At 50.0% G+C, this 14269-nt stretch carries 10 protein-coding genes, 2 tRNA genes and 3 rRNA genes; 2 read left to right on the forward strand and 13 right to left on the reverse strand.

Annotation, left to right across the window (positions count from 1 at the left end; genetic code table 11):
• Window positions 1-17 precede the first annotated feature (17 nt).
• The 7 genes from R50912_RS29435 to R50912_RS29465 form a co-directional block, all read right to left on the reverse strand.
• A 23S ribosomal RNA gene (locus R50912_RS29435) occupies window positions 18-2946 on the reverse strand.
• Window positions 2947-3237: 291 nt separating this feature from the next.
• A tRNA-Ala gene (locus R50912_RS29440) sits at window positions 3238-3313 on the reverse strand.
• Window positions 3314-3341: 28 nt separating this feature from the next.
• Window positions 3342-3418 (reverse strand) — tRNA-Ile (locus R50912_RS29445).
• 44 nt (window positions 3419-3462) lie between these two features.
• Window positions 3463-3579: ribosomal RNA gene (gene rrf, locus R50912_RS29450) — 5S ribosomal RNA — on the reverse strand.
• A 124-nt stretch (window positions 3580-3703) separates the two neighbouring features.
• Window positions 3704-5261: ribosomal RNA gene (locus R50912_RS29455) — 16S ribosomal RNA — on the reverse strand.
• The 16S, 23S and 5S rRNA genes sit together here with 2 tRNA genes alongside, the layout of an rRNA operon.
• A gap of 389 nt (window positions 5262-5650) precedes the next feature.
• On the reverse strand, window positions 5651-5881 hold the full coding sequence (locus R50912_RS29460; RefSeq protein WP_025336637.1) for a hypothetical protein: 231 nt from the start codon (window positions 5879-5881) through the stop codon (window positions 5651-5653).
• Between the two features lie 242 nt (window positions 5882-6123).
• Window positions 6124-6735 (reverse strand): stage II sporulation protein M, encoded by a 612-nt coding sequence (locus tag R50912_RS29465; protein ID WP_042239951.1) that lies wholly within the window; start codon window positions 6733-6735, stop codon window positions 6124-6126.
• Between the two features lie 132 nt (window positions 6736-6867).
• Between R50912_RS29465 and pdaB the strand changes: the two genes are divergently transcribed.
• Window positions 6868-7671: a polysaccharide deacetylase family sporulation protein PdaB gene (pdaB, locus tag R50912_RS29470; protein WP_042239954.1), complete on the forward strand. Its 804-nt coding sequence runs from the start codon at window positions 6868-6870 to the stop codon at window positions 7669-7671.
• A gap of 46 nt (window positions 7672-7717) precedes the next feature.
• Here the strand turns inward: pdaB and R50912_RS29475 are convergent, their stop codons facing one another.
• The gene (locus R50912_RS29475) at window positions 7718-8539 is read right to left on the reverse strand and encodes a PPK2 family polyphosphate kinase (protein WP_042239957.1); all 822 of its coding nucleotides are present in this window, start codon (window positions 8537-8539) and stop codon (window positions 7718-7720) included.
• Window positions 8540-8669: 130 nt separating this feature from the next.
• On the reverse strand, window positions 8670-9260 hold the full coding sequence (locus R50912_RS29480; RefSeq protein ID WP_042243600.1) for a KinB-signaling pathway activation protein: 591 nt from the start codon (window positions 9258-9260) through the stop codon (window positions 8670-8672).
• A 127-nt stretch (window positions 9261-9387) separates the two neighbouring features.
• Here R50912_RS29480 and gerD point away from each other — a divergent pair, with 127 nt between their 5' ends.
• Window positions 9388-10089: a spore germination lipoprotein GerD gene (gene gerD, locus R50912_RS29485; RefSeq protein WP_042239960.1), complete on the forward strand. Its 702-nt coding sequence runs from the start codon at window positions 9388-9390 to the stop codon at window positions 10087-10089.
• A gap of 79 nt (window positions 10090-10168) precedes the next feature.
• Here the strand turns inward: gerD and R50912_RS29490 are convergent, their stop codons facing one another.
• The 4 genes from R50912_RS29490 to R50912_RS29505 all read right to left on the reverse strand — a co-directional run bounded on the left by R50912_RS29490 (window position 10169) and on the right by R50912_RS29505 (window position 14090).
• Complete coding sequence (locus R50912_RS29490) at window positions 10169-11278, reverse strand: Mrp/NBP35 family ATP-binding protein (RefSeq protein WP_042239963.1); 1110 nt, start codon at window positions 11276-11278, stop codon at window positions 10169-10171.
• Between the two features lie 89 nt (window positions 11279-11367).
• Window positions 11368-12114, reverse strand: coding sequence for an N-acetylmuramoyl-L-alanine amidase CwlD (gene cwlD / locus R50912_RS29495; RefSeq protein ID WP_042239966.1), 747 nt, complete (start codon window positions 12112-12114; stop codon window positions 11368-11370).
• 72 nt (window positions 12115-12186) lie between these two features.
• A complete protein-coding gene (gene sat / locus R50912_RS29500) occupies window positions 12187-13362 on the reverse strand; it encodes a sulfate adenylyltransferase (protein ID WP_042239969.1) in 1176 nt (391 codons plus the stop codon).
• Between the two features lie 35 nt (window positions 13363-13397).
• Window positions 13398-14090 carry a phosphoadenylyl-sulfate reductase gene (locus R50912_RS29505; RefSeq protein WP_042239971.1) on the reverse strand — a complete coding sequence of 231 codons (693 nt, stop codon included), beginning with the start codon at window positions 14088-14090 and terminating at the stop codon, window positions 13398-13400.
• Between the last annotated feature and the right edge of the window lie 179 nt (window positions 14091-14269).

The following is a 14269-nucleotide window of genomic DNA, read 5'->3' on the forward strand; positions in this document are numbered from 1 at the left end:
TCTGCGCTCTAAGAAATTTGGATAAGCCCTCGACCGATTAGTATTGGTCAGCTCCATGCATTGCTGCACTTCCACCTCCAACCTATCTACCTCGTCGTCTTCAAGGGGTCTTACTAGTTGGGAAATCTCATCTTGAGGGGGGCTTCACGCTTAGATGCTTTCAGCGCTTATCCCGTCCGTACGTAGCTACTCAGCCATGCTCCTGGCGGAACAACTGATGCACCAGCGGTACGTCCATCCCGGTCCTCTCGTACTAAGGACAGCTCCTCTCAAATTTCCTGCGCCCACGACAGATAGGGACCGAACTGTCTCACGACGTTCTGAACCCAGCTCGCGTACCGCTTTAATGGGCGAACAGCCCAACCCTTGGGACCTACTTCAGCCCCAGGATGCGATGAGCCGACATCGAGGTGCCAAACCTCCCCGTCGATGTGGACTCTTGGGGGAGATAAGCCTGTTATCCCCAGGGTAGCTTTTATCCGTTGAGCGATGGCCCTTCCATGCGGTACCACCGGATCACTAAGTCCGACTTTCGTCCCTGCTCGACTTGTAGGTCTCGCAGTCAAGCTCCCTTATGCCTTTGCACTCTGCGAATGATTTCCAACCATTCTGAGGGAACCTTTGAACGCCTCCGTTACTCTTTAGGAGGCGACCGCCCCAGTCAAACTGCCCGCCTGACACGGTCCCCGTACCCGCTTAGGGCACTAGGTTAGAACCTAGATACGATCAGGGTGGTATCCCAACGGCGCCTCCGCAGAAGCTTGCGCTCCTGCCTCAACGGCTCCCACCTATCCTGTACAGATCGTACCCAAATTCAATATCAAGCTGCAGTAAAGCTCCATGGGGTCTTTCCGTCTTGTCGCGGGTAACCTGCATCTTCACAGGTATTAAAATTTCACCGGATCTCTCGTTGAGACAGCGCCCAAGTCGTTACGCCATTCGTGCGGGTCAGAATTTACCTGACAAGGAATTTCGCTACCTTAGGACCGTTATAGTTACGGCCGCCGTTTACTGGGGCTTCGGTTCACAGCTTCGGGTTGCCCCTAACCACTCCCCTTAACCTTCCAGCACCGGGCAGGCGTCAGCCCGTATACTTCGCCTTGCGGCTTCGCACAGACCTGTGTTTTTGCTAAACAGTCGCTTGGGCCTTTTCACTGCGGCCCCCTCGGGCTATTCACCCTACCGAGGCACCTCTTCTCCCGAAGTTACGAGGTCATTTTGCCGAGTTCCTTAACGAGAGTTCTTCCGCGCGCCTTAGAATTCTCTTCTCGCCTACCTGTGTCGGTTTGCGGTACGGGCACCTTCTCCTGGCTAGAGGCTTTTCTTGGCAGTGTGAGATCATGACCTTCGCTACTATAATTTTCGCTCCCCATCACAGCCCAGCCTTAATGATGTGCGGATTTGCCTACACATCAGCCTCACTGCTTAGACGGACACATCCATCAGTCCGCGTCACTACCCTCCTGCGTCACCCCATCGCTCATAGCGGATTACGGTGGTACAGTAATTTCAAACTGTTGTCCTTCGACTACGCCTTTCGGCCTCGCCTTAGGTCCCGACTTACCCTGAGCGGACGAGCCTTCCTCAGGAAACCTTGGGCTTTCGGCGGATCAGATTCTCACTGATCTTTTCGTTACTCATACCGGCATTCTCACTTGTATGCTGTCCAGCGCTCCTTACGGTACACCTTCAACCCACATACAACGCTCCCCTACCCCAGATGCAAAGCATCTAGCCATAGCTTCGGTGGTGTGTTTAGCCCCGTTACATTTTCGGCGCAGAGTCACTCGACCAGTGAGCTATTACGCACTCTTTCAATGGTGGCTGCTTCTAAGCCAACATCCTGGTTGTCTGTGCAACTCCACATCCTTTCCCACTTAACACACACTTGGGGACCTTAGCTGATGGTCTGGGCTGTTTCCCTTTTGACAATGGATCTTAGCACTCACTGTCTGACTCCCGGCAAGAAGTTAATGGCATTCGGAGTTTGACTGAGCTTGGTAACCCTTGCGGGCCCCGCACCCAATCAGTGCTCTACCTCCACCACTCCATTCACCGAGGCTAGCCCTAAAGCTATTTCGGGGAGAACCAGCTATCTCCGAGTTCGATTGGAATTTCTCCGCTACCCCCACCTCATCCCCGCATTTTTCAACATGCGTGGGTTCGGGCCTCCAGTGCGTGTTACCGCACCTTCACCCTGGACAGGGGTAGATCACACGGTTTCGGGTCTACGTCCACATACTCATTCGCCCTATTCAGACTCGCTTTCGCTGCGGCTCCGTCTTCTCGACTTAACCTTGCATGTTAAACGTAACTCGCCGGTTCATTCTACAAAAGGCACGCCATCACCCAGTAATAGGGCTCTGACTTTTTGTAAGCACACGGTTTCAGGTTCTATTTCACTCCCCTTCCGGGGTGCTTTTCACCTTTCCCTCACGGTACTGTTTCACTATCGGTCGCCAGGTAGTATTTAGCCTTAGCAGATGGTCCTGCTGGATTCATACGGGGTTTCACGTGCCCCGCACTACTCGGGATCCGTCTCGGAGAGAACACAGTTTAGGCTACAGGGCTTTTACCTCTATCGCGGGCCTTTCCAGACCTCTTCACCTACCATATTCCTTTGTAACTCCATGTGAGACGTCCCACAACCCCAAGGGGCAAGCCCCTTGGTTTAGGCTGTTCCGCGTTCGCTCGCCGCTACTGACGGAATCACTATTGTTTTCTCTTCCTCAGGGTACTTAGATGTTTCAGTTCCCCTGGTCTGCCTCTACATTTCCTATGTATTCAGAAATGAGTAACTGCGAATTACCACAGCTGGGTTTCCCCATTCGGACACCCCCGGATCAAAGCTTGCTTACAGCTCCCCGAGGCAGTTTCGTTGTTCGCCACGTCCTTCGTCGGCTCCTGGCGCCTAGGCATCCTCCGTGTGCTCTTATTAGCTTAACCAATCGCTCCGGTATTGGCTCATTCGCTCCTCTTGTTTTAAACAGCGCTTCCGGATGAATCCGTCCGCTAGTCTGTTTAAAGCCAAAAGTCGCTCATAATCCAAAACCATCGCTCAGCATGACTAATAACTATTTCAACTTGCTTACACAAGTTTCAGCTAAAAGATGTTCTAAAACGCAAATTCGTTTCGGTATCCAGTTTTCAAGGATCAAGGTGCTGTTATTATGAAACAATCACGACTGTGATGTTCGGAATAACAGACAATGTGCATATAATCTTGTAAAGAAGTATTGGTGGAGCCAAGCGGGATCGAACCGCTGACCTCCTGCTTGCAAGGCAGGCGCTCTCCCAGCTGAGCTATGGCCCCATAAAGGTATTCAATTCTAAATGTTATATGGTGGGCCTTGGTGGACTCGAACCACCGACCTCACCCTTATCAGAGGTGCGCTCTAACCAACTGAGCTAAAAGCCCATATAACAGATAACATTGTGAATCAACCAATAAATTGATTGTTCGCTTGGCGGCGTCCTACTCTCCCAGGACCCTTCGGTCCAAGTACCATCGGCGCTGGAGGGCTTAACGGTCGTGTTCGGGATGGGTACGTGTGGAACCCCTCCGCTATCGCCACCAAACGCATACGAAAGAGACTTGCTCTTTCAAAACTGAACACGAGTGAGTGTCCGAACCCTAAGGTTCGTTGTGGAAGCTTTAGCTTCCGATTTGAATGTTTCCGTTGCAGGAAACGATTCTCCATAGAAAGGAGGTGATCCAGCCGCACCTTCCGATACGGCTACCTTGTTACGACTTCACCCCAATCATCTACCCCACCTTCGGCGGCTGGCTCCCTTGCGGGTTACCCCACCGACTTCGGGTGTTGTAAACTCTCGTGGTGTGACGGGCGGTGTGTACAAGACCCGGGAACGTATTCACCGCGGCATGCTGATCCGCGATTACTAGCAATTCCGACTTCATGCAGGCGAGTTGCAGCCTGCAATCCGAACTGAGACCGGCTTTGCTGGGATTGGCTCCACCTCGCGGTTTCGCTTCCCGTTGTACCGGCCATTGTAGTACGTGTGTAGCCCAGGTCATAAGGGGCATGATGATTTGACGTCATCCCCACCTTCCTCCGGTTTGTCACCGGCAGTCACTCTAGAGTGCCCAGCTTAACCTGCTGGCAACTAAAGTCAAGGGTTGCGCTCGTTGCGGGACTTAACCCAACATCTCACGACACGAGCTGACGACAACCATGCACCACCTGTCTCCGATGCTCCGAAGAGGGGCACTATCTCTAATGCTTTCATCGGGATGTCAAGACCTGGTAAGGTTCTTCGCGTTGCTTCGAATTAAACCACATACTCCACTGCTTGTGCGGGTCCCCGTCAATTCCTTTGAGTTTCAGTCTTGCGACCGTACTCCCCAGGCGGAGTGCTTACTGTGTTAACTTCGGCACCAAGGGTATCGAAACCCCTAACACCTAGCACTCATCGTTTACGGCGTGGACTACCAGGGTATCTAATCCTGTTTGCTCCCCACGCTTTCGCGCCTCAGCGTCAGTTACAGCCCAGAAAGTCGCCTTCGCCACTGGTGTTCCTCCACATATCTACGCATTTCACCGCTACACGTGGAATTCCACTTTCCTCTTCTGTACTCAAGTCACCCAGTTTCCAGTGCGACCCCAGGTTGAGCCCAAGGTTTAAACACCAGACTTAAATGACCGCCTGCGCGCGCTTTACGCCCAATAATTCCGGACAACGCTTGCCCCCTACGTATTACCGCGGCTGCTGGCACGTAGTTAGCCGGGGCTTTCTTCTCAGGTACCGTCACTCCGGTAGCAGTTACTCTACCGGACGTTCTTCCCTGGCAACAGAGCTTTACGATCCGAAAACCTTCATCACTCACGCGGCATTGCTCCGTCAGGCTTTCGCCCATTGCGGAAGATTCCCTACTGCTGCCTCCCGTAGGAGTCTGGGCCGTGTCTCAGTCCCAGTGTGGCCGTTCACCCTCTCAGGTCGGCTACGCATCGTCGCCTTGGTGAGCCGTTACCCCACCAACTAGCTAATGCGCCGCAGGCCCATCCCCAAGTGGCAGATTGCTCCGCCTTTCATTCTCTCTTCAGGAGAGGAAAGAAATTATCCGGTATTAGCTACCGTTTCCGGTAGTTATCCCAGTCTTGAGGGCAGGTTGCCTACGTGTTACTCACCCGTCCGCCGCTAAATTCATTTGAAAGCAAGCTTTCAAATGAACTCCGCTCGACTTGCATGTATTAGGCATGCCGCCAGCGTTCGTCCTGAGCCAGGATCAAACTCTCCAAATTGGTTTTAGAAAGAGCGATTGCTCATTTTGAAACATCTGACGAGAATTTTCATTCTCACGATGAAGTTTCTAAAGCGTACAAGACGCTGTGAAACTCATCATTTTTGGAAGTCACTTTCGTGATTCCCCACTCACTCGTTGTTCAGTTTTCAAAGATCAATGTCTCATTTTAACTCTTCACCGCATCTCAGCGGCGACCTTTATAATATATCATAGTGTTTCGTTGTTTGGCAAGCTTTTTTTTGAAAAAGTTATTTTTCATTATTTCCTGCCTGTAGCACCCTTTTAAACATTCAAAAGGAGCGCGAGATATAATGTATCATGCCGGCTCCCTTTTAGTCAAGCTATTAGGTTAATTTTATTTGTTCTGGTCTTATAGCACTTTAGTATTCAATGTTTGAACTGTGAGGAACGTCCTCCCCACGCGTACTTGGACAACTCCTTCTGTGGAGCAAAACGTGCATACATACGGAATACCGTTTTATATCGATTGGCAATAGCGTGTCTGATATTCTGATCTAAACGCTGATCGCTCAAGTCCAGAAGCATTTCATCCAGCTCTTTGCGCAAAACATAGTCCAGCTCCTTGCATTCCTTCTCATTGAACAACATCCCGAGCATATGCTTGGCCTCCTTCATGAAATTCATAGCTATCAACAACCATCAAATGCCATGTCCTCTACTGTAGAAAATAGACCATTCGATGTGGGAAGCTCCAATTGTACTGCTTACACTAGATTAACCGGAGCATAGGATCTATAACCATAATTATAAAAAATTCCATTATGGTCTCGTTATATCCAAATTCCGACTATGGGACCAATTTATTTGGCTTTTAATGTTATGCTCAATTCCCATAAATTTTATGATAAAAGTGAAAATGTAATTGTACTCTCAATGATTGCGGCAACGAACAGCAGAATAACAATCCATACCGAAGCGGTAAAAGTCTGCCTCATGAACGCCGGCCAATGGTCCCCTTCCCTCTCATTCCTCTTTCCTGCCCGAAATAGGGCAGACAACGCTTTGCCTCCGAATTTCAGACCAAAGGCACAGGCAATAATGATTGCCGGAATTTCGATAATCCCGTGCGGCAGCAATCCTTTTACAATCAGGGTGAACAGGTCCTGTCCCTGTATTGCGGACAGATGAATCAGATAACCAATGACCGCACCGTTAATCAGCAGGAAGAACACCGGCAATATTCCAAACAGTGCCCCTAGAAATATAATGACTACACTTTTGATGCTGTTGTTCAGAAAGATAAATACAAAAAAGCTCCATTGCGGATTAGAGGATTCTCTAAGGTTCCCGCTGATTTCGCTGATTCCTTTCAATTGCTCATTCAGCAGCTGCTGCAGACTTCCCGTACCGATCCAGCCAATTACTCCGCCGGCTATGAATAACAAGGCTGCTGTCAGCAGCGCTTTGCGGATCGTTCCCAGATCTTTGATAAACGTATTAAAAGATAACATGTGTACCTCCTGATATGATATCGCGCTTTAGAAGCATTTGCTGCAGGTTTTATATCTGCGGTCATAAGCGCCCTGTACGAGCATACATTTAGAACAAACAAGCATTTCGCATGGGAGAGGAGCGCTGACATTATGAATTCTTTTTATGTATTCAGCGGCAAAAAGATAAAACGGTTCATTTATATCTTTGCTGCTGCGCTTCTTACCGCCGGTGTCGTCTATGTCGAAAGGGGTAATATTACTGTTTTCTCTGAAGCAGCCCCTTCCGCCATTTACAGCGTGCCGACGGAAAAGAAGCTGATTGCCTTAACCTTTGATATTAGCTGGGGGGAGAAGAGACCGGAACCGATCCTGAAGGTGCTGGAAGACAAAAAGGTGGATAAGGCTACCTTCTTTCTATCCTCCCCTTGGAGTAAGACCCATCCAGAGATTGTCACCAGCATCAAAGACGCCGGATACGAGATTGGCAGCCACGGCCACAAGCATGTGAACTACAGTACACTGAGCAATGAAGAAATCCGTACGCAAATTACTACAGCCCATACGGTCTTGACCGAGTTAACAGGTACACAGCCCAACCTCATCAGAATGCCTAACGGCGATTTTGACAAAAGAGTGCTGCAGGTTGCCTCTGATCTTGGGTATAAGGTAATTCAATGGGATACAGATTCGCTGGACTGGAAGAACATCGGTGTGGATAATATCGTGAACCGTGTGACGAGCAAGGCCCATCCCGGAGATATCGTATTGCTGCATGCCAGCGACTCCTGTAAGCAGACTCATGAAGCATTGCCGCAAATTATTGATAAACTGCGCAGCCAAGGATATGAATTCGTTACAGTCTCTGAACTAATTAGCCAAAGCAGTGCCGAAGGCAAGGAAGTCCGCGACTCCGCTTGGCTGGATAATGGGTTAGAAGACGCTGCCGGGATGTAACTATAGACCAGTTCTAAACGCGCCGCTATAGGTTATGTGCTATGAATTAGTGGCGCGGAGAAATGAGCTTGGAAATATCCGGAGTAGGTGTATTTAGTTTCGGGTAGCTCAGGTCAAGCCCCTCCAGCGTTTTCACCACAATGGCCAGCGCCAGATAATTGCGGTACCAGCGGTGATTCGCCGGAATCCAGTACCATGGAGCTTTCTCTATACCGGTTTCCTCAAAAACATCTTCATAGGCTTGTTGATAATCATCCCAGAATTCGCGTTCCTGCAGATCGCTGGCGTCGAACTTCCAATGTTTCGCCGGATCATCAAGCCGCTCCTGGATCTTCTCCAGCTGCTTCTCCTTGGAGATGTGCAAAAAGAGCTTGATTACCGTTGTCCCCTCTTCCGCCAGCATTTCTTCAAACTGGCGGATGTAGCGGAAACGCCGCTTGGCATCCTCTTTCTTCAGACTGCCATGCACACGCGGTACCAGCACATCCTCATAATGCGAACGGTTAAACGCAGCAATATAGCCATTGGGCGGTGTCTTCATATGGACTCTCCACAGGAAATCGTGAGCTTCCTCCTCCAGAGAGGGCTTCTTGAAGCTGGTAACGATGAAGCCTTGCGGGTTAATACCGGAGAAAATATGCTTAACGGTTCCGTCCTTCCCGCTGGAATCCATTCCTTGAAGAATAACGAGCAGGGAATGCTTCTTTTGTGCAAAAAGGATATCCTGGAGCTCTGCCAGCCGTTTCTTCAGCTTCTCCATTTTGGCTTCCGCTTCTTCTTTAGATTTGAATTCGCCGCGTTCGTCCGGATCGAGGTCTTTCAGGCGTGTTTCACTTGTGTCTTTTATCATATAACGCTTGATGTTCATATATTCCCTCCTCCACTCTATTCTTTAAGATTAACCTCATCAACTTGATTCTAACCGTTCCGTATAAGCAATGCCAAAACCCCGCCACCCTGAGTGTATTCAGGGAAGCGGGGTTTTGGTTTATGGACATTTAAATTGAGGCTGGTTTCAAAATCCGGTGCAGCATCAAAATCTGGAACGCATTGCAAGCGACCAGCGGCACCAGAATAAAAATGGTGGCGCTATCTACGCCAATCCGGAGTACACCGATAATCTCAACAATGGTGATGGCGGTCATAAAGAAAAAGGTTGGAATCCAGGCCGAAGCGTTGGTACCCCGCATTTTGAACCAGGAAACAATAATTGCGGTAAGCAGAATCCCGAGACCCAGAATCAGGTCGGATGCAACACTCCGGTCCCCGCTCAAAAATGTACGCAGGAAAACCAGTTCAAGCAGCGCAAGCACTGCTAGCACCAGTTGTATGTACCGCCATGCCTTGCGCGGGAACACGCCGGTGCCCATGTAATTAAGAATCAGATAAGCGAAGAACCCAAGCTGTGCATATACACTGACGAGCACTCCGTAGCCAAAAAGGATCAGGGAGTAAAGTAAAAGGTCGGCGGTGCTCTTGAAATCGATTCCGCCATTGACTATCTGCAGGGCAAGACCGGCAATCACGGCTCCTCCTGCTCCGATCAAAAGCGTGGTCCAGAATAAATAAAACCATTTTCTTAAGTTCAGCGCTTCCACCTCCCTGTGTCAGATTTATTTTACCAAGGTTACCGTCAAAAAACCATTACACTCCAACATAAATGTGTGCCCCCGCGGCATACTACAGTCAGTAACTCTATAAAGGAGGGCAGCGCCAATGAAATGGAGGACTTTGTGGTCTGGAGGCTTGGCACTCGGCTTGGTTATGGCCTTAACGGCCTGCGGAGGCGAACAGAGCAGCAGTTCTTCTTCCGGACAGGGCGGATATAAGGAAATGAAGACGATGGTTGTAGATATATTGAAAAGCGATGAGGGGAAAAAGGCAGTTGAGGAGGCCCTTTCTACCCCCAGCTCGGGTGAAGGCAGCACAAGCGGGCTGAGCATGAAAATGATGCCGATGCAAACAACCGAGCAGATCCGGATCGCGGTTAAAGACACCATCACAGCTCCTGAGTACCAGAAGGAAATCGAAAAAATCATGACGGACCCGCAGTTTGCCGGGGAGTTCGCCAAAGCGATTAATACGCAGAGCAAGGAATTGCATCTTCAATTAATTAAGGACCCCACTTATCAAAAGTCTGTCGAAGAAATTATGAAATCGCCTGAAATGATGAAAATGTTCCTCGACCTTACTAAGACTTCCGATTACCGCAAGCAATCCATGACCATTATGCAGGAGGCCATGCAGAATCCGCTCTTCCGTATGGAAGTGCTCGATCTGCTCAAAACTGTAGTACAGGAAGAGCTGCAGCCTAAGGTACAGAAAAAGGATGCCGAAAAAGGCGGCGGGGGCGGAGAGGAACAGGAAAGCGGGGGCGACAGTCAGAAGCAGGAAGGCGGAGATGATTCCGGCTCCTAAAATAACATACATTATTTTCAAAAAAGGCCATGTCCCATATAGGACAGGCCTTTTTGTGTGCAAACAAATTACGCAGAGCTTAATGTTCGTACTTGGCGATCAGCTTATCTGCAACTTCTGCAAACAATCCTGCAGTTGGCGTATCCGCCTTGTACACCGATGGTGAGAAATCAGGCTCAGAGATATGGTTATCAGGTGCACCCAGCGGCACCTGGGCCAGCAGCTCTGTATGCAGTGTTTCGGCCAGGCGGGCACCTCCCCCGCGTCCGAAGATATAATCCTTCTTGCCGCAGGAGGAACATTCATAATACGCCATATTCTCGATGACCCCAAGAATCTCATGATCGGTCTGCAGAGCCATAGAGCCCGCTCTTGCTGCCACAAAGGCCGCCGTTGCATGAGGGGTGGTTACAATAATCTCCTTACTGTGCGGCAGCATCTGATGCACGTCAAGCGCCACATCGCCCGTTCCCGGAGGCAGGTCCAGCAGCAGGTAATCCAGTTCACCCCAGCCTACATCGCTGAAGAACTGGCGCAGCATTTTGCCAAGCATGGGCCCTCTCCAGATGACCGGACTATTCTCACGGATGAAGAAGCCCATCGACATGACCTTCACTCCGAATCGTTCCACCGGAATAATCGTACCTTCTTCCACGACTGGTCCTTCTTCAATCCCCATCATGTCAGGGATACTGAAGCCGTAAATGTCAGCATCGATCAGACCGACCTTTTTGCCTTTTCTGGCTAGTGCTACGGCCAGGTTCACTGTCACCGTTGACTTTCCCACTCCGCCCTTGCCGCTGGCGATCGCGATGAAGTTCACACCCGAATTCTCGTTGATCAGCTCATGCCCCTCAAGGCCCGCTGCGTGGCCTTTCAGCTTCTCGCCTTGTTCTGATTCCTGCTCGTCTTCTGCACTCTCTCCACGGAGTATAGCTCGTTCATAATCGGTGGCATCACGCAGACGGATATGAATATTATCTGCTCCGCCCGCAGTAAGCAGATCGCGAACCTGCTGCTCCAGCTCCATACGCTGCTTCTCCTCGGAGTCAAGACACACGACAGATAGCGAGATCCGGTCTTCTTTAATCATGATATCGCGGATCAGCTGTAATTCGACAAGGCTTTTTCCGGATTCCGGGTCTGTGAGCGGCTGCAAAAGTTCCTGAATTTGTTCCCTAGTCAGCATGGAAAGCACCTCTGTTCCTTACCGGATGGGTAAGCTCCGGTATTTTCGTCTATTATAGCATTACCCTCCGGCGGAAGAGTAGTCCCACCCTATGGCTGCTCAGAGGTATACCGCAAGATCCCCCGGTAGATACTGGTTGCCACCTTCCGTTGATACACATCGTCTCCAAGCAGAACGGATTCCTCAGGATGGGATAGGAATCCTACCTCAACTAAGACAGCCGGCATCTTTAATACTTTTAACAAATAAATGGTATTCGCAGTCTTGGCCACACGGTCTGTATTCTCAAGGGTAGCCTTCAGCTCATCCTGTACCGATCCGGCCAACGCCTTGTTGCCCTCATTGCTTGGATAATAGAAGGTCTGGGCTCCGCTCCAGCGGTTCGAAGGAATACTGTTCATATGTACGCTGACAAACAGATCGGCGCCTTTCTCCTCGATACTTCTGACCCGCTGCTTCAGATCCTCCGTCTTGCGTCTGGCATACCCCTTGGTGCTGTCCTGGGCCAGATCATAATCCCCTTCCCGGGTCATCACCACAATAGCTCCCGCCTGCTGAAGATAATCGCGTAAATAGAGGGACACCGATAAGTTGATATCCTTCTCAATCAGCCCCTCCCGGCTCACTGCGCCGCCATCCGGCCCCCCGTGGCCTGCATCAATGGCAATTACCTTGCCGGAGAGCGGCAGACTCCAATAATTGATCGTCTTGGCAGTCGGCATATCATAAGCAATGATACCGATCATCACAGCGAGTAATGCAGCGCCAAGGATGCTTTTTTTGATGCTGCTCCAAGAGATCCAGACCGAGACTTTATGCTGTTGTCGGCCAGACATAACAAAGACCCCCTCGTCCCGATAGATTCTACTCATCTATATGGGACAAGAGGGCCAAATAGTACTGGCTGTTTAAGCTTGGACCGAAACTTCCGGAGACATGCCTTCAATCAGAATCTGCGCCACTTCGGGGCGCGTGAATTCTGGAGGCGGACATTGTCCGTCGCGAAGAAGTGCCCGTACCTTGGTTCCGGAAAGCGTCAAATGCTGATCACCCGGATGCGGGCAGGTTTTGCTGGAAGCCATATTGCCGCATTTCAGACAGAAGAAGCTGTGCTCGAAGAATAATGGTGTAATGCCAAGTTCCTCGGCGGTAAAGTTCGCGAAGATCTCCTGCGCTTCGTAAGTGCCGTAGTAGTCACCCACACCGGCATGATCACGGCCGACAATAAAATGTGTGCAGCCGTAATTCTTGCGCACCATCGCATGGAATATCGCTTCACGCGGTCCGGCATAACGCATTGCCGCCGGGAATACGCCCAGGAATGTGCGGTTCTCCGGATAATAATTCTCCAGGAGCGCAAGATAACTCTTCATCCGCACATTGGCCGGCACATCGTCAGACTTGGTTTCACCCACAAGAGGATTCAGGAAAAGAGCGTCTACAACCTCCATAGCACACTTCTGAATGTACTCATGAGCGCGGTGTACCGGATTGCGTGTCTGGAAGCCCACAACGGTTCTCCAGCCTTTGTCCGCGAAGATCTGACGGGTCTCGGCGGGGTCGAAATAGAACTCACCGAATTTCTCAGGCTGCGGCCGGTTCAGTACAGTTATAGGACCGCCTACATAAGTTGCCGGACGGGCGAGCAGTTTGCTTACGCCAGGATGCTCAGGATCGGTTGTCTTGAACACATTCTGCGCTTCAAGCTGCTGATCCACTACATAAATACTCTCAATATCAAGCAGTCCGTAGACTACACCGTCTTCTTCACTAATCAGTGATACCCTGTCACCCACTGTAAGGGATGCCGCCTGCTTGTCATCTACAGCGAGTGTGATAGGAATGCTCCATACGGTTCCATCTGCCAGACGCATGCTTGTGACCACAGAATGGTAGTCCGCTTCATTCAAGAAGCCAGTGAGCGGCGAAAATGCACCTACACCAATCAAATCCAAATCAGATAAAGTCCATGTATTGAGAGAAATTGATTTATTGGCTGAGGCCTGCTGCAGCAGTTGTTCTCTCTCCGTACCCTGTGCTATACGCTGAACCAGCGCTCCTCCATGAGGAAGTATTGAAGTCATCCTTGTTCTCTCCTCCTGTGTGCAATGCTAGTGTGTTATTTATGCAATCCACATTCTGTTTTGTCTGATCCGGACCATCTTCCGGCACGCGGATCTTCACCAGGCATAACTGCCCGGGTGCATTGCTCACAGCCAATACTAGGGAAGTTACGGTCATGAAGCGGGTTATAGACTACATCATTCTCGCGGATATAATTCCATACATCCTCTGTGGTCCAGCTTGCAATCGGATTAAACTTTACAAGGCCAAATTTGTTATCATACTCCACCTTTTTAGAGTTGGCGCGGGTTGGCGCCTGGTCACGGCGGATTCCGGTAATCCAAGCGTCGTATTGCGAAAGAATACGCGTGAGCGGCTCAACCTTACGGATGGCGCAGCATTGATTCGGGTCAGTGTTCCAAAGCGCCTCACCATATTGCAGTGCCTGCTCTTCTACTGTAATCTGCGGCGATACACGGACGAACTCCATTCCGTACTTGTCGGCCATAACATCTCTTGTCTCATAGGTTTCCTTGAAGTGATAATCGGTATCGAGATAGAACACATCTGTCGACGGGCTTACCTTCTGGATCATATCCACCAGCACTACATCCTCGGCACCAAAGCTGCAGGCAAAGGTTATGTTAGGAAAAGTCTCTACCGCCCAGCGGATAATCTCTTCAGGAGTGGCATTCTCCAATTCTTCAGCTTTAACTTTGATTAAATCCTCTTTCTCAAGCAGATTCATCTAATCTTCCTCCATCCGGGTATAGCCAAGATCGAATCCTCAGAGAGATTAATCCCGACTAATTCTATATGGTATAGTATATCCGTTTCAGTGGCGAAGTCAATGGGTTTTGTTCATTTTGGAATAAAGTATGCGGGGAATTAATATTTGTATGTTAATGAAACGTAAAAAAGCTCCCG

The sequence above is a fragment of the Paenibacillus sp. FSL R5-0912 genome, assembly GCF_000758605.1.
Classification (GTDB): domain Bacteria; phylum Bacillota; class Bacilli; order Paenibacillales; family Paenibacillaceae; genus Paenibacillus_AQ.